Origin of the sequence: Microbacterium suaedae (assembly GCF_003254645.1) — a bacterium.
In the GTDB taxonomy this organism is placed as follows: Bacteria; Actinomycetota; Actinomycetes; order Actinomycetales; family Microbacteriaceae; genus Microbacterium; species Microbacterium suaedae.
Genome location: NZ_PNFD01000001.1, coordinates 177,081 through 193,574, shown reverse-complemented (window position 1 = coordinate 193,574; position 16,494 = coordinate 177,081). Strand labels below are relative to the sequence as shown.

General features: G+C 67.8%; 13 protein-coding genes. 3 read left to right on the top strand and 10 right to left on the bottom strand.

Annotated features, from left to right (window positions below; all coding sequences use genetic code 11):
* Positions 1-22: 22 nt before the first annotated feature.
* Entirely contained in the window at positions 23-1,495 is a 1,473-nt protein-coding gene (locus C0012_RS00875; RefSeq protein ID WP_110588635.1) for an alanine/glycine:cation symporter family protein, read from the top strand.
* 41 nt (positions 1,496-1,536) lie between these two features.
* Positions 1,537-2,556: a pseudouridine synthase gene (locus C0012_RS00870; RefSeq protein WP_232527727.1), complete on the top strand. Its 1,020-nt coding sequence runs from the start codon at positions 1,537-1,539 to the stop codon at positions 2,554-2,556.
* Here the strand turns inward: C0012_RS00870 and C0012_RS00865 are convergent.
* The 7 genes from C0012_RS00865 to C0012_RS00835 form a co-directional block, all read right to left on the bottom strand.
* Positions 2,519-5,164, bottom strand: coding sequence for an exo-rhamnogalacturonan lyase family protein (locus tag C0012_RS00865; protein WP_110588637.1), 2,646 nt, complete (start codon positions 5,162-5,164; stop codon positions 2,519-2,521). The genes C0012_RS00870 and C0012_RS00865 overlap by 38 nt on opposite strands.
* Positions 5,161-5,811, bottom strand: a complete 651-nt coding sequence (locus C0012_RS00860; RefSeq protein ID WP_232527726.1) for a DUF1961 family protein — start codon at positions 5,809-5,811, stop codon at positions 5,161-5,163. The genes C0012_RS00865 and C0012_RS00860 overlap by 4 nt, the downstream gene beginning before the upstream one ends.
* Positions 5,812-5,813: 2 nt before the next feature.
* Complete coding sequence (locus C0012_RS00855; RefSeq protein ID WP_110588639.1) at positions 5,814-6,695, bottom strand: carbohydrate ABC transporter permease; 882 nt, start codon at positions 6,693-6,695, stop codon at positions 5,814-5,816.
* Complete coding sequence (locus C0012_RS00850; protein ID WP_110588640.1) at positions 6,695-7,675, bottom strand: ABC transporter permease; 981 nt, start codon at positions 7,673-7,675, stop codon at positions 6,695-6,697. Before C0012_RS00850 ends, C0012_RS00855 begins: the two co-directional genes overlap by 1 nt.
* Before the next feature lie 66 nt (positions 7,676-7,741).
* On the bottom strand, positions 7,742-9,268 hold the full coding sequence (locus C0012_RS00845) for an extracellular solute-binding protein (RefSeq protein ID WP_110588641.1): 1,527 nt from the start codon (positions 9,266-9,268) through the stop codon (positions 7,742-7,744).
* A gap of 38 nt (positions 9,269-9,306) precedes the next feature.
* Positions 9,307-9,936, bottom strand: coding sequence for a YesL family protein (locus tag C0012_RS00840; RefSeq protein ID WP_162621815.1), 630 nt, complete (start codon positions 9,934-9,936; stop codon positions 9,307-9,309).
* Between the two features lie 228 nt (positions 9,937-10,164).
* The gene (locus C0012_RS00835; protein ID WP_110588837.1) at positions 10,165-11,580 is read right to left on the bottom strand and encodes an MDR family MFS transporter; all 1,416 of its coding nucleotides are present in this window, start codon (positions 11,578-11,580) and stop codon (positions 10,165-10,167) included.
* A gap of 259 nt (positions 11,581-11,839) precedes the next feature.
* Between C0012_RS00835 and C0012_RS00830 the strand changes: the two genes are divergently transcribed.
* Positions 11,840-13,690 carry an ABC transporter ATP-binding protein gene (locus C0012_RS00830; RefSeq protein WP_110588643.1) on the top strand — a complete coding sequence of 617 codons (1,851 nt, stop codon included), beginning with the start codon at positions 11,840-11,842 and terminating at the stop codon, positions 13,688-13,690.
* 4 nt (positions 13,691-13,694) lie between these two features.
* Here C0012_RS00830 and C0012_RS00825 read toward each other — a convergent pair whose 3' ends face one another.
* The 3 genes from C0012_RS00825 to nadC are packed head-to-tail and all read right to left on the bottom strand — an operon-like array spanning position 13,695 to position 16,468.
* The gene (locus C0012_RS00825; RefSeq protein ID WP_110588644.1) at positions 13,695-14,384 is read right to left on the bottom strand and encodes an NUDIX hydrolase; all 690 of its coding nucleotides are present in this window, start codon (positions 14,382-14,384) and stop codon (positions 13,695-13,697) included.
* Between the two features lie 9 nt (positions 14,385-14,393).
* Positions 14,394-15,626, bottom strand: coding sequence for a cysteine desulfurase family protein (locus C0012_RS00820; RefSeq protein ID WP_110588645.1), 1,233 nt, complete (start codon positions 15,624-15,626; stop codon positions 14,394-14,396).
* Entirely contained in the window at positions 15,626-16,468 is an 843-nt protein-coding gene (nadC, locus tag C0012_RS00815; RefSeq protein WP_110588838.1) for a carboxylating nicotinate-nucleotide diphosphorylase, read from the bottom strand. The genes C0012_RS00820 and nadC overlap by 1 nt, the downstream gene beginning before the upstream one ends.
* Positions 16,469-16,494: the final 26 nt, after the last annotated feature.

Sequence of the window (16,494 nt, the reverse complement as noted above, 5' to 3'; positions counted from 1 at the left end):
CGTCGGCGTGGATACTTGCCCGGTGGACAATCTCGCAACGTGGTTCGCCGATCAGGGGAACATCTTCTGGACCTGGGTCGTGCTGCCGGTCGTCGTGGTGCTCGGGGTGTATCTGACCGTTCGGTCGGGGGTCGTGCAATTCCGGTTCATCCCCGAGATGTTCCGCACGCTCACGGATCGCACCCCGCGCGACGAAGACGGTGAACCGCAGTCGGTGTCGGCTTTCCAGGCGTTCACGATCTCGGCTGCCTCGCGAGTCGGCACGGGCAACATCGCGGGCGTGGCAACGGCGATCGCGGTCGGCGGGCCCGGCGCCGTGTTCTGGATGTGGCTCATGGCCTTCATCGGCGCGGCGTCGGCGTTCGCGGAGTCGACCCTCGCGCAGCTGTTCAAGGTGCGCGATCCGGATGGCTTCCGCGGCGGCCCCGCCTACTACATGCAGCGGGGGCTCAAGGCGCGATGGATGGGCGTCGTGTTCGCCATCATCCTCATCATCTGCTTCCCGTTCTCGTTCAGCTCGCTGCAGGCCAACACGATCGCCGCCTCGGTGGGCGGTGTGGTCGAGTCGGCGAGCGGCGGCGAGGCGAGCGGGATGATCGCGTGGATCGTCGGCATCGTGGTCGCGGCGCTCACAGCGCTCGTCGTCTTCGGCGGTGTGCGCCGGATCGCCTCCGTCACCCAGGCGGTCGTCCCCCTCATGGCGCTCGTCTACCTGTTGATCGGACTCGCCGTCGTTGCCGTGTCGTGGCGCGAGATCCCCGGCGCGATCTCCATGATCTTCACGGAGGCGTTCGGCTTCAGCGAGGTCGTCGGCGCCACGTTCGGCTACATCGTCCTCACGGGTATCAAGCGCGGCATGTTCTCGAACGAGGCGGGCCTCGGATCCGCTCCGAACGCGGGTGCGAGCGCCGCCGTCACCCATCCCGTCAAGCAGGGTCTCGTGCAGGCGCTCGGCGTCTACTTCGACACGTTCCTCGTCTGCACGATCACGGCGTTCATCATCCTCACCGGTGTGCCCGATCTCGGCGATGCTCCCGTCGGCGTCGACCTCACCCAGATGGCCCTTGCCGGCACGCTCGGCGACTGGTCGCTCACGGCACTCGCGATCATCATCTTCCTTCTCGCGTTCAGTTCGATCATCGGCAACTACTACTACGGCGAGGCCTCGATCGAGTTCATCTCCACGCGTCGCGGGGTCCTCGTCGGATACCGCACGCTCGTCGTCCTCGCTGTCCTCACGGGCTCGGTGCTCTCGGCTGACGTCGTGTGGAGTTTCGCTGATGCGGTGATGGGATTCATGGCGATCACCAATCTCGTCGCGCTCGCGCTGCTGTCGGGCCTCGTCTTCGCGCTCCTGCGCGACTACACGCAGCAGCGCCGCGAGGGTCGCAATCCGGTCTTCACGCGAGACCGCCTGCCCGGTGTGACGGGGATCGACTGCTGGGCCGATGAGCTGAGCGTCACGGGGCCGATCGAGACGATGAAGCGGCGCTGATCCGGGGCCCGCCCAGCAGGGCCCGCTAGGCTCTCGAGATCGTGGCGCGCTTCGGACGACGGATCCTCCCCCCGCGGGACGGCATCACCGCTGCCCGCTTGCGGGCGCCAGGTGGCACGCAGACGCATGCCGCCGCGCATCTGCCCGTGCCCGAGACCGTACGGGAGTGGCTAGAGGGCACGATCATCCCGACGACGCTCGGCCGGGAACAGGCTCTCGCCGACGCAGCACTCGGCGCCGACTACTTCACGGGCCCCGGCGAGCTCACGGATCAGGCGGGCGTGCGCGTCCTGCTCGATGATGCCGTCATCCCCGGCGGCTTCTACTTCTTCCACAAGCCGACCCCGCACGAGGATCGGGTGCCGTTCGAGATCGATGTCGTGCACGAGGACGACGACCTGATCGTCGTGGACAAGCCGCATTTCCTCGCCTCGACACCCAACGGCGTCTTCGTCCGTGAGTGCGTCGTGACGCGGCTCCGCGTCGAGCGCGGCGAGGACGACATCGTCGCGATGCACCGGCTCGACCGCGTGACGGGTGGCCTGCTCGCGCTCTCCCGGCGGCCTGCGACGCGCGGCGCGTACCAGGTGCTGTTCCAACAGAGGGGGATCCGGAAGTCGTACCGCGCGCTCGCGTGGGCGCCGGACGGCTGGCGCGACGGGGATCCGCTTCCGCTCGGGCTCGAGACGGGCGAAGAACGCGAGATCCGCACGCGCCTGCGGAAGATCGACGGCGAGCGCGCGGTGCGCGAGATCCCCGGCGCCCCCAACAGCCATACGACAGTCCGCCTCCTGCGCACGTTCCGGCACGGGGTGAGGTGGGCGGTGGAGGTCGCTCTGACCCCGCACACGGGGAAGACCCATCAGCTGCGCGTGCACATGAATGGGCTCGGCATGCCGATTCTTGGCGACCCGGTCTACCCGCGTGACGTGGATCCGGATCCATACGACTTCTCGCACACCCTGCAGCTGCTCGCGGAGAGGCTCGAGTTCGAGGATCCCTTCACCGGCGCCACGCGCCGTTTCACGACGCGGATGGAGTTGGATCCGCGGGCGGCGTGACGAGCTCGTCTCCGAGCAGGGCGAGGATCTGGATCGCCGCGAGACCGTATTGCGCCGCGTCGTTCGTGGAGATGCTCGGCATCTCGTCGACGGGCGCGGGGACGACGGGGGGATCGATGCGTTCGATACGCAGCTCGCGGCGGTGCACGAGCCACTCGCCGACGCCGTCGAAGGCACGCCATGCCAGATCACGCAGGCCAGGATCGCCCGTCTGGCGCGCCGCATAGGCTGCCAGGCGGGAGTGCGCCTGTTCGAGGTGGATTCCCCGGAGCGGGGCCCCGGTTTCACGTGCCTGCTCTTCGGGAGACGCGAGAAACAGGCGGCAGTACCGCACCCAGGCGTCGCGGAAGGCGGGCATGTCGGTGAGGGAGATGAGTTCACTGCATATTTCGGCGAGGCCGAACACGGCGCTTAGGTGCGAGACGGAGATCTGATCACGCGTCGTGTCGAAGCGCCCCGTGTCGAGGTCGTACAGCGCCTCACCCGTGAGGAATCCCTGCGGCAGATCGCCGATGTCGGCCATCGTGCCGAGCAATCGGTTGCGCGAATGCTCGTCGCCCCTGCGCTCCCACGCAGAGAGCCAGGTCGCGGCGAGGGCGCCCCAGTCCGTGCCGAGCCCCACGGCGAGGGCCGAGCGCTCGGGACGATAGGTCGCGGCGTCCGGTCGCACCTTCCGCGTCGGGTCGAGCCCGAGGAAAGTCCTGTCGCTGTCGGTGAGCTCGTCGAGGAGGTCGCCCGTGCGCTCGTCGGCCGTGAGGAAGTGGAAGAAGCGTCGATAGACGGGGCTGCTGATGCGCAGTTGCTTCGCGGAGCACCCCCAGTGCTGCACGTTGTGGCGCGACCCGAGCCCGCGGAATCGCCCGGAGTGGTAGACATCGACCTCGCCCGTGTGCCGGGTCATCGCTTCGGCGAGGCGGAAGACGTCGGCCCGCCCTGTGCGGAGGTACGAGTACCAGAGCCAGAGATCGGGCGAGAGCTCGGAATTGTCCCACGCGTATCCTCCGACGTCGTATCTCCAGACGTGGCGATCCGAATCGTAGGCGTGCATGACGTCGCCGTAGTTCCAGAAGCCGTACCAGCGGCGCTGCTCCGGCTGCGAGAGATAGAACTCGAGCAGCAGGTCGAGGCTGTCCTCGATCTCGGCCGAAATCGGTGTCGAGCGATCGACAGGGGCGACATCGCCGAAGACGCCCGCACCGCACACCCATTCGGGAGTCGGCTGGAGGAGGGGCGGATCCTGCAGGTGGTTCGCGTGCGCGGCGACGTCCGCGACGGACGGTGTCGCCTCCCACGCGAACAGGGTGATCTCGTGGGTCCGGGCGATCCCGTGTGCATCGCCGAATCCCGGCTCGTAGTCCTCGTAGGTGATCTCCAGCGCTTCGAGCTGATCGGCGTAGCCGTCCTGGCCGAGTCCGTCGTGGTAGAACCGCATGTCCATCGGTGGAGCGTCGGGGGAGTGCAGCCACGCGGTCACGGTCGCGGTCGCGCGGTCGGCGTGGCGGATGTCGAGGCGGCCGGGATGTGACTGCCAGAATCCCCGCACGCCGATTCCGAAGCCGCCGTGCGGATCGCTGAGGGAGGCGAGTCCCTCGGCACGGGTTCCGGCGAACGCGTCGATCCACGCATGCCCGGCCTTCGTGCGTTTCCGAAGGGCGAACCCGTCGGCCGTGGGCTGCGAGAGCGAGTAGTCGGCCCATGTGGGTACGAATCCGAGGCGTGAGGAGACGCGCGGCGACCACTCCGTCAGGGGCGGTGTGGCGCGGCCCGCGATCTGGGCATCGCGAACCGCATCACCGGGGTCCCGCCGCAGACCCGTGACGCCTCGGACAGCTTCGGCGAACACGCCGCCCTCTGCTGTCGCGAAGCGCACGTGGCGGTCGTGGGGCGCGGCGCGCAGGGGGACGTCGGCCGTGATCCCGAGCCCCGCGAGGAAGTCGCGCTCGGCGTCGCCGTCCCAGACGAAGCTGTGCACGACGCGCACCGTCTCGGCACTAGAGAGGAGCACGAACCGTACCGTGAACGGCAGCCACTCGCGGGAGCCATCCTCGGCCCGGTGCGTACCCTCCACACGCACGACGGCCCGTACGGGCCCGGCCTGTTCGAGGACCGCGCGAGTCGTCCGCGACCGGTATGCGGCGCGCGACGCAGGGAGGTCATCGTCGGACGGGCCGGCGAGGAGGCTGATGAGGCGGCCGTTCTCGGCGATCGTCGTGTCCCCGCGGTCGAGGCGCCGGAAGATCGCGTCGCCTTCGCGGGGGACCTCGAGGCGCACGACGCCGTTGTCGACGACGATGACATCCGCATCCTCGTGGGTCGTGACGCCGTGAACGTCGTCGGCCCTTCGCCCGTCTGTGATGAGTCGTGCGCTCTCGGGCGGCGATCCGGCGCCGATGGCGGAGCCGACCCACTTGAGAGAACCGTCCGGCCAGGTCGCGAGCGGCCAGAACTGCGCCGCGATGGGGGCACCCGCCGCGTCGACGACGGAGAGCTCGTCGACCGCGTGAGCGGATCCGCGAGGCAGGGGGACTCCCCAGGTGCATCCTTCAAAGGGTGCGCGAGGCGGGTCATCGTGCAACCAGCGCAGCGGGGCGGAGACGTTGTCTGTCATGCGAGTTCGTGCACCTCCAGATTGCGATAGCGCGCCACGAGGGGGGCCATCTGGCGGAATCCGATGCGGCCGGTGGTGGCACGCGGGCCTGTGGTCTCGTCGTCCGACCAGGAGAAGAGGGGAAGATCATCGATCCGGAAGCTCACATCCGCGCCATCCTTCACGACCTCGATGCGGTAGAAGGCGCCCCGCGCGTCGACGACGGGCGGCAAGGGATCCGCGCCCTGCGCGACGAGGTGGAAGCCGGGAGACTTGCGCAGATTGCACGTGTGGAATGCACGTTCGTCCTCCCAGCGGCGGCGGAAGTACGAGACATGCAGGGTGCGGATGTCGCCCGAGTGGTACTGGGGATACGCCCCGGTGCGCGGTGAGAGCCCCGAGTCGAAGATGCCGCCGCCCGTGACGGCGGATGCGCCGAAGAAGAGCATCGCGAGGCCGGGCTCCGAGACGGGGGAGAACTCCCACGTGACGCGGATCCGGTCGCCGAACTCCTCCGGACACCAGAAGGTGAAATGGTCGTCCGTCCCGCCCGTCGAGGCGAGTTCGAGCGCGCCGTCGGCGGCGGACGCGCCGACGGGGCCCTCGCCGATCCAGTCGGCGACGTCGTCGGGCGATGCGAGCGGATTACGGTATACGAGAGTCTCCATCGTCATCCCTTCACGGATCCGATCAGCATGCCCTTGGCGAAGTGCTTCTGGAGGAACGGGTAGAACAGCAGGATCGGAAGCGTCGCCACGATGATCACGGCGAACTTGATGCCTTCTGCCGGGGGGATCTCTCCTGGGTTGTCTTCCAGGACCGAGAGATCCGTGGCGCTCGTGACCTGGCGCAGGAACATCTGCAGCGTCCACATCGAATTGTCGGTGAGATACAGCAGCGGTGACATGAAGTCATTCCAGATGCCGACCGCATAGAACAGAGCGAACGTCGCGAGGACGGGCTTCGACAGCGGCAGGATCACGCTCCAGAGGGTGCGCATCTCGTTGGCTCCGTCGATCATCGCCGACTCTTCGAGCTCGTTGGGGAGCTGCTGGAAGAAGTTCTTGATGATGATGAGGCTGAAGGGATTGATCGCGAGGGGCAGGATGAGGGCCCAGTAGGAGTTGAGCAGCCCGAGATCCTTCACGACGAGGAAGGTGGGGATCATGCCGCCGGAGAACACCAGGGTGAACACGACGAGCGACAGGATGAGGCGGCGCCCCGGCAGATTCTGCTTCGACAGGGGATACGCCATCGAGGCGGTGAGCAGGAGCTGGACAGCGGTTCCCACGGCCGTGACGATGATCGTGGTGACGAGCGCGCGGAGGAATGCCGGGCTCGTGAGGATCGAATCGTAGGCTCGGAGACTCCAGGTCTCGGGCCAGATGAAGAACGGACGCGTCGCGATCTCGGCCTCGGTCGCGAACGAGCCGGCGAGAACATAGACGAACGGGATCAGGGCGATGACGCCGACGGCGATGAGGACGATGACGTTGACGACGTCGAAGACCTTGCCGGCACGCGTGTTGAATCGGTAGGCGGAGCGCGCCATCAGAAGATCCCCTCCTGGTTGAATCGGCGCGACAACCAGTTGGCACCGAAGATGAGTACGACGCCGACGAGGGCCTTGAAGAGGCCGACCGCGGTGCTGTACGAGTACGAGCCCTGCGTGATGCCCATGAAGTACACGAAGGTGTCGAAGACGTCGGCGACCTCGCGGTTGAGGGAGTTGGTCATGAGGTAGATCTGTTCGAATCCCGTGTTGAGGACTTGGCCCATCTGCAGGATCAGCATGACGATGATCGTCGGTCGGATCGCGGGGAGAGTGATGTTCCAGACGCGGCGAAAGCGTCCGGCCCCGTCGATGATCGCCGCCTCATACTGCTCCTGATCGACTCCCGCCAATGCCGCGAGGAAGATGATCGTTCCCCAGCCCGTGTTCTTCCAGATCTCCTGCAACACGATGATCGGGCGGAACCAGCCGGGGTCCGCGAGGAAGTCGATGTCCGTGCCGAGCACGGTGTTGATGAAGTGGAAGAGGGGGCCGGTGTCCAGGGCGAAGAGCAGGTACGTGAGCGATGCCACGACCGTCCAAGACAGGAAATGCGGCACGTAGATGAGCGTCTGGACGGTGCGCTTGAGGAGATTGAGGCGCAGCTCGTTGAGCAGCAGGGCCATCACGATCGTGAGGGGGAATGCGATCGTGAGGCTCAGCAGGGCGAGGATGAGGGTGTTGGCGAGAAGCCGGGGGAAGTCGGGGCTCGCGAAGAAGTCGGCGAAGTGTGCGAACCCGACCCAGGGGCTGTCCCAGACGCCGAGGAAGGGAACGAAGTCCTTGAACGCGATCACGGCGCCGAACATCGGCGCGTAGCGGAAGACGGCAAAGTAGATGATGCCGGGCAGCAGGAGGAGATACAGCCACTTGAAGCGCGTGACGTGTACGCGGATCCCCGAGCGCCGGCGGCGCGGGGGCACGACGAGGGTCTCGGTTTTCTCGGACTGCAAGGGCGGCGTAGTGAGCACGGTGGCCATGGGTGATCCTGTCGGTGTGCGGGGCGGGCGGTGTGAGCCGCCCGCCCCGGCGTCAGACGGAGGTGGTCACTCGCCGTCGGCGAGGTCGTTGATCTCCTGGATGATCGTGTCGCCGCCCTCGGCGCGCCAGCGCTCGATCTCCTGCTCGAGATCTTCGCGCGAGATCTGACCCGCGATGTACTTGAGCCGCGCGTCGGAGACGATGATGTCGAGCTGCGCTCCCTTGGAAACGTACGTATCCGACACGTACGCGGCTGCCGCGTTGTACTCGGCGTATTCGGTGTCGTGCTCCTCAATCGCCAGGCGCTTGTCGTAGAGCTCCTGTTCGGGCTCGCTCGCCTGCTTGGGGCGGTAGCCCTGGAAGCCCGTCACGTTCGTGCCGAGCTGTGCATAGGAGCCGACGTCGTCCTTCAGCTGCTGCGGTGCGTCGTCGATCGCAACGGCGAGTTCGCCGTCGAGCTCGTAGGTCACGCCTTCGATGCCGTTGTTGAGGAGCTTGCCGACCTCGGGGGAGTTGAGGTCGTTCAGCACGGCGAGGACCTCGTGCAGCTGCTCCTGCGTCTGCACGCGGGCCTTCGGGATCGCCAGGAACCCGCTGTAGCCATCTGTCGGATGCGCGTGCAGTTCGCCGTCGGGGCCTGCGAGGTTGCCGGTGATGTCGACGAGGTCGCCGAAACCGTCGGGATCCGATTCCTTGAGGAGGCCCATGATCTGTCCGGCGCGCGAATGCACATCCACGATGATGCCGCCCTCGCCGTTCAGGAACGGCTCGTTCCATTCGGCCGAATCGAACGTCGCGAAGTCGGCGTTCACGAGTCCTTCGTCAACGAGCTTCTTCTCGTACTCGACTGCCTCAAGCCACTCGGGGGTGGTGAAGTTCGGCACGAGCTGGCCGTCGCGCTCGGTCCACTTGTTTCCCGCGCCGAACCAGGTCTCGATCACGTCGTACGGGCTGTTGGATCCGATTGCGCCGGGCCACTTCGGGATGATGAGGCCGTAGGTGTCGTCCTCGCCGTTCCCGTCGGGGTCATCCTCGGTGAACGCCTTCGCGACCTCGTAGAGATCGTCGACGCTCTCGGGCGCATCGAGCCCGAGGTTCTCGAGCCAGTCCTTTCGGACGATCGCTGTCGCGCGCATGAGGTCTCGTGCGCGGAAGACGCCGTAGACGGCGCCGTTGACGCTTGCCGCCGCCTCGGTTTCCGGGAACGTCGTCGCCAGGTTCTCGTACTCGCCGAGCTCGTCGGTCAGATCCCAGAACGCACCGGCTTCGGCGTTGCGGACGAACCCAGGGGTCTTGCCCTGGATGACCATGACGTCCGGAATATCGTCACCGGCGAGCGTGATGTTGGTCCGATCCTCGTACGAGGAATTGGGAACCCAGGTGATGTCGAGATCGATGCCGATCTGCTCCTCGAGCGCCGCCTCGATGTCGTTGCCCTCCTGGGGCGAGTTCGTGCTGAGGTACGGCGCCTGGATCGTCAGCGACTCGAGAGGGCCGGTTGCGGCATCGGAGCCACCGCCGCAGCCGGCGAGCGTGACCGCCGTCGCGGCGATTCCTGCCACCGCGCCGAGGCGCGCCTTCTTGTTCATCATGGGAACTCCTGTGTTCTCGTGGTGGGTGAGGTGAAGGGTCAGGGGGCCTCGGCGAGCGCGCGCTCGTTGGCGTGGAAGAATGCGCAGCCGAGGGCGGTGTCGATGACGACGATCGCGCCGACCGAGAGGAAGGGGATGATCCCGGGGAGTGCGAGGCTCGATCCGACGACGAGGACGGTGCCAGCCAGCGCGACGAAGACGTGCGGGAGATTCGCTGCGCCCCAGCGCATGGCGGTCGTGAGGTAGGCGCCCAGCGGAAGCTCATACGACACGTACATCGGGACGACGATGTGGACGACCGCGGCCACGACGATTCCCGCGGCGATCGATGCCGTCGCCAGCCCGTTCTCCCCGAGGGACAGCGACGTCGACGCCGTCGCCCCAAGCGCGGAGCCGACGAGGATGAGCGGGAGGAGGACGCCGTTCGCGCGGAGGAACTCGCGCCGCCACGCGGCCGCGAACTCGGGGAGTGCGCGGACCTTCTCGCCACGAAGCTGGCGTCGCGTGAGCGTGGCTGCCGCGATTGTCGCGGGGGCCATGCCGAACACGACGGCGCCCGCGAGGGTGAACACCCACCAGAGAGCATTCATCGTCACAACCCAGAGCACCCACTCGCATGCGGCGTGAGCTCGCAGCGCCCATGTGGGGTGCGCAGTGGTATCGCCCATTGAGATCTCCATTGATATCGAGCGCGACGGCGTCGTCGCCGGGAATGCCGGACATCCCTGTCGGTAAGCGGTTTCCCAGACTGAAACGTATCACAATCTTTGTCGCTGTCAATCGCCCGTCTGCGCAGCATGCCGCGACGACTCGCCAACCAACCCGAGCAGGCCTCGTCCCCACGAACGCAGAAGCCCGCCGCACCTCGAAGGTGCGGCGGGCTCGATTGCGGCGGGTCAGTGGGCGGCGGGGGCGCCGGCCTCCGACTCCTCCGGCTTGCGGACGAAGAACGACAGCACAACCGGCACGAGTGCGATGCATGCGGCCGTGAAGAACGCGGCGTGCGCGCCCGGCGTGCCGGCCTCAGGAGTCGCCAGCCCCTGCGCCTCTCCCTCGTGCAGGAAGGAGGAGTAGATCGCGATCAGGACGGCGGTTCCCGCCGCGCCTCCGACCTGCTGCAGCGTGTTGAGCGCGGCGGATCCGTGCGAGTACAGGCGCCGCGGAAGGGATCCGAGCGAGGCCGAGAACAGCGGCGTGAAAGAGCTCGCGAGGCCGAGCGACATCACGATCTGCACGACGACGAGGAACCACGTCGGCGTCGCCGGGCTCACGGTCGCGTAGGTGAACAACGCCGCCGCGATCATGATCGTCCCGGGGACGAGCAGCGTCTTCGGGCCGCGCGCGTCGTAGATACGTCCCATCACGGGCCCGAGGAGCCCCATGAGGACCGCTCCGGGAAGCAGGACGAGGCCCGCCTGCGTCGGCGCGAGCTCCGCGACATCCTGCAGATACAGCGGCAGGAGCGAGAAGGTTCCGAACATGGCCAGCGCCACGACCGCCATCATGATGACGGCGACGACGAAGTTGCGCGAGGCGAACACGCGCAGGTCCAGGAGCGCCTCGCTCTTCCTCTGCAGGACGAGCTGTCGCCAGACGAAGAAACCGAGGAAGACGACGCCACCTGCGAGCACCAGCCACGGCGTTGCGCTCGAGTCGCTCGACCCGCCGCCGTGTCCGCCACCGAGCTGGCTCAGGCCGAACACGATGCCGCCGAAGGCGGGCGCCGAGAGCAGAATCGACAGCACGTCGATCGGTGCCTGCGTCGTCTCGCCGAGGTTCGTCATCCACTTCGCACCGAGGGTCATGGCGACGAGGGCGATGGGGAGGATGATGCCGAAGATCCAGCGCCAGCCGAGATTGTCGAGGATGACACCCGAGAGTGTCGGCCCGAGAGCAGGTGCGAGCGAGATGACCAGACCGACGCGGCCCATCATGCGGCCACGCGAATGAGCCGGAACGACGTTCATCATCGTCGTCATGAGGAGCGGCATCATGATGCCGGTTCCGGCGGCCTGCACGATGCGGCCGATGAGGAGGAACCCGAAGCCCGGCGCGACGAGGCAGATGGCCGTGCCGAGCGCGAACGAGATGATTGCGGCGAGGAACACCTGCCGCGTGGTGAAACGCTGCAGGAGGAAGCCGGTCGTCGGAATGACGACCGCCATCGTGAGCATGAAGGCGCTCGTGAGCCACTGGCCCTGCTCGGGCGGGATCCCGAGCGTCGCGTTGAGCTCGGGGATCGCGATCGCCATCGTCGTCTCGTTGAGGATCGCGACGAATGCGGCGATGAGGAGCAGCCAGATCACGCGCATGCCGGCGGGATCGATGGTGTCGTGCGCGGGCTGCGTGCGCACGGTGGCGGTATCTGTCGTCAAGAGAAGCGAACTCCCGGGAGGAGGGTGAATCTGCCTCGGGCCAGGGGCAGTCGGAAGACCCCTCGCAGGCAGCGTTCCAGTTTAACCGCGGGCTCTCGCGTGACATTCCCCATCCGCGCAAGATTTCACCCGACGATCACCCGGCGCCGGGACACCGGGCGGGCAATAAGCTCGACCCGTGAGCATGGTGCGACCGATGGGCGGAGGGCGGGGGATGCGACCGATCGACGAGAGGGCCCAGCGTCGGAAGAACGCCGAGGCGCCGCAGGTGCCCGATCTCGGATCCCGCGTCGTCGCGCTGTTCCGTCCGTACCGCGCCAGGATCGTCGTCACGGCGCTGCTCGTCGTGCTCGGCGCCGCGCTCGGTGTCGTCCCGCCCCTCGTGATCCAGAGAGTCTTCGATGAGGCCCTGTTTCCCGCGTCGGGCGACGTGCGGCTCGCGCTGCTCGGCGGACTCGTCGCGCTCATGATCGGGCTCTACGTCGCGAGCGCCGCCGTGCAGGTCGTGCAGACGTGGATGACGTCGAGCGTCGGTAATCGCGTGACGGGCGATCTGCGGATCCGCATGTTCGATCACCTGCAGTCGATGGAGCTCGGCTTCTTCACGCGCACCAAGACCGGGGTGATCCAGTCGCGCCTGCAGAACGACGTCGGGGGCGTGTCGGGTGTGCTCACCAGCACCGTCACCAGCATCCTCGGCAACACCGTGACCGTCATCGCCTCCATCGTTGCGATGGCGCTGATCGACTGGCGACTGACGATCATCGCCCTCGTCGTGATGCCGCCCCTCGTGCTCGTGCAGCGTCGCGTCGGGCAGGTGCGCGCCCGCATCGCCTCCGAAACGCAGGAGTCGCTGAGCGAGCTGACCGCGATCACGCAGGAGACGCTGAGCGTCTCGGGGATCCTGTTGTCGAAGTCCTTCAACAGGCAGAAGGCCGAGTCGGCGCGCTACGCGGACGAGAACGCGCGGCAGATCGTGCTGCAGGTGCGGCAGACCATGAGCGGCCAGGGGTTCTTCGCCGTGGTGACGGTGCTGATGTCGTCGGTTCCCGCAGTCATCTATCTCGCGGCGGGCTTCCTCATCGTCGGGGACATCGGATCCATCACCGCAGGCGCGATCGTCGCCTTCACGACCGTGCAGACGCGCCTGATGATGCCGCTGACGAGCCTGATGCGCGTCGCGCTCGAGGTGCAGACCTCCGCGGCGCTGTTCGCGCGCATCTTCGAGTACCTCGATCTGCGGCCGGCGATCGCCGATCGCGCCGATGCGCTCGACGTCGCCGATGCGCCCGGACCGGTCGGGAAGATCGAGTTCCGCGACGTGACCTTCCGCTATCCGGACGCGGCGGACGACACGCCTCCCACACTCGACGGCGTCTCGTTCACGGCCGAGCCCGGCCAGCACGTTGCATTCGTCGGCCCGTCCGGAGCGGGGAAGACGACCGTGCTCTATCTGACGCCGAGAATGTACGAGGCCTCCCAGGGAGAGGTGCTGTTCGCCGGCAGCGATGTGCGAGACCTCGCGAGCGGATCGATCATCGACCACGTCGGCATCGTCAGCCAGGAGACCTATCTGTTCCACGCGTCGATCCGCGACAATCTGCGATACGCGAAGCCGGACGCGTCCGATGACGAGATCGAGCGTGCGTGCCGGCAGGCGAACATCCACGACAAGATCATGAGCTTCGAGCGCGGATACGACACGATCGCGGGCGAGCGCGGCTACCGGCTCTCAGGTGGCGAGAAGCAGCGGATCGCGATCGCGCGCGTCCTGTTGAAGGATCCGCCCGTGCTCCTGCTCGACGAGGCGACGAGCGCGCTCGACACGATGAGCGAGCGCGTCGTGCAGGAGGCGATCGACTCCGCGGCGCGCGGGCGCACGACCGTCACGATCGCGCACCGCCTGTCGACCGTGATCGATGCCGATGTGATCCACGTGATCGAGGACGGGCAGATCGTCGAATCCGGTTCGCACGACGCGCTCATCGCGCGCGGCGGCGTGTACGCGTCACTCGCGGCCGAACAGCTGCAGGCCGCGCAGGGGTGAGTGACTACCGCGGAAGCGGGCCGCGATCGGCGAGGTCGATGTCGCTGTTATAGCGGAAGATGCGCGCGGGGCGATGCGACCCCGTGCGGAAGTTCTCGGTCGGGACGAGTGCTTCGGATCCCTCGAGCAGGCGCCGGAAGTTCGACGGGTCGAGGCGCTTTCCGAGCACGGTCTCGTAGACGGCACGCAGCTCGGCGAGGGTGAACTCGTCCGGGAGCAGGGCCGCAGCGATGCGGCTGTATCCGGCCTTGTTGCGCAACCGCCAGACGGCGTAATCGACGATGCGATTGTGGTCGAATGCGAGCGTCGGCAGATCGTCGACGTCGAACCACGCGACGTTCTCGGGCGCGTCGGCGCTCGCGCGCTGCGTCTCGACGAGATCGCTGCGCAGGAGCGCCCAGTAGATGATCGACACGACGCGCGAGGGGGAACGGTCGATGTCGCCGAAGGAGTAGAGCTGCTCGAGCCACGTGGGGGCGAGGCCCGTCGTCTCCGCGAGCGTGCGGGAGGCCGCGTCGTCGAGCCCCTCCGTCGTCCACAGCCAGCCGCCGGGCAGCGCCCACATGTCCCGGTGCGGATCGCGCGTGCGCTTCACGAGCGGGATCATGAGCACGTCGCCGTCGTCTCCCGCGCGGACTGAGAAGATCACGGTCGAGACGGCGACCCGGATCGGATCATCTGCCGGTGCTGTCACACCGCGAGCCTACCGATCCGCGCCCGAACGGTCGCCGCGATGCGCGCTGGTCGCCGCGGCGAGGGCATCTGCGACGGGCGCGAGATCGGCCGGCACGCGCGGGAGGGAGAATCGGATCGCGGTGCGGGCCTCATCTGCGCTGATGCCGATGGCCAGGAGCACGGGGGAGGGATCGGTGCTTCCCGCGGAGCACGCGGATCCGCTGGAGGCGACGACGCCGTGCCGTTCGAGATCGAGCAGCAGCGTCTCGCCGTTCACGCCTTCGATCGTGAAGCTCGCAATGTGGGGCAGGCGTGCGCTCGGGTGGCCAGTCAGGCGTGCGCCAGGGACGCGCGCGAGGACATCGGCGATGAACGCGTCGCGTGCCGCGGTGACGCGCAGGGCCGCCTCCTCGCGCTCGCGCTCGGCGATGTCGAGCGCCGTCCGGAGCGCGACGGCCCCGGCGACCGACTCGGTTCCCGAGCGACGGCCGCGCTCTTGGCCGCCCCCGTGCAGCAGCGGTTCGAACGGGACCGCGCCACGCACGGCAGCCGCGCCCGTTCCCTTCGGTGCGCCGATCTTGTGTCCGGAGACGACGATCGCGTCGACTCCCGCGCGTCGTCGTCGATTGCCCGCGGAGGCGTCGGGATCCGGCCCCGAGAGCGTCTGCGCAGGACGATCCTGCGCCGACGGTTCGGGGGTGAGAGGAAGCCAGCCTGCAGATTGGACGGCGTCGATGTGTGAGGGAACGCCCGCGTCGCGGCAGACGGCGGCGAGCTCGGCGAGCGATTGCACGGTGCCGATCTCGTTGTTGGCGTGCCCGAGGGAGACGAGGGCCGTCTCCTCACGGAGCGCCGACGCGACCTCGTCAGGGTCGACGCGTCCGTGGTCGTCGACCGGCACGATCGTGGCGTCAAAGCCGTGGACGCGTTCGAGGAAGCGGACCGATTCCCGAACCGAGGAGTGTTCGATCGCCGTGGTCACGAGGTGACGGCGTCCTCGCGTGAGCAGGGATCCGATCGCGATCCCCTTGATCGCGAGATTGTTCCCCTCGGTCCCACCCGAGGTGAAGATCACGTCCTTCGCGCGCATCCCGAGGTGCCGGGCCACCGCGCGCCGCGCGTCCTCCAGGGCGTCGCGGGCGGCCACGCCTGCGGCGTGGGAGCTCGAGGGGTTCCCGAACGCGGTCGTGAGATACGGCGTCATGGCCTCGAGCACTTCCCGCCGGACGGGCGTCGTCGCGGCGTGGTCGAGGTACACGATCAGCGCACCTCGAGGTCGAGCCCGAGGTCGATCGCGCGTGCCGAGTGCGTGAGGGCGCCAACCGAGATCACGTCGACACCCGTGCGCGCGATATCGCCGACGGTGTCGAGCGAGACGCCGCCCGAGGCCTCGACCGTCGCCCGACCGGCGATCCGGTCCACGCCCGCGCGCAGGTCTTCCAGGGAGAAGTTGTCGAGCATGATCGTGTCGACGCCGGCCGCGAGTACCTCGTCGATCTGATCGATCCGATCCACCTCGACCTCGAGGTGCGTCGTATGGGGGAGCCGGGCACGGGCCGCTCGCAGCGCATCGGAGAGGGAGCCGCCGAGTACCGCGAGGTGGTTGTCCTTCGCCATGACGGCGTCGGAGAGCGAGAAGCGGTGGTTCCGGCCGCCGCCGGCCACGACGGCGTGGCGCTCGAGGGCGCGGAGGCCCGGCGTCGTCTTGCGTGTGTCGGCGATGCGCGCCCCCGTTCCCGACACGGCGTGGACGTAGCGGGCCGTGAGCGTCGCCACGCCGGACATGCGCTGGGTGAGATTGAGAGCGACGCGTTCGGCCGTAAGCACGGCGCGGGCGGGCCCCGCCACGCGGGCGAGTCGATCGCCCGCCGCAAAGGACTCACCATCGCGGACGTCGATCGAGGTCCGGATCGAGGGATCGGCGTGCCGGAAGACGGCGGCGAACACCTCGCCGCCGCTGAAGACACCGGTCTCGCGGGCGACGAGGGCGGCCTCGGCGGTCGCGGACGACGGGATGAGGGTCTCGCTCGTGATGTCGCCCCACGGCGCGTCCTCCTCGAGGGCGGCGCGCACGACGCGGTCGATGGCGGTGGTCGTCAGCATGTCGTCTCCGAAATCGGCGTGGGCGG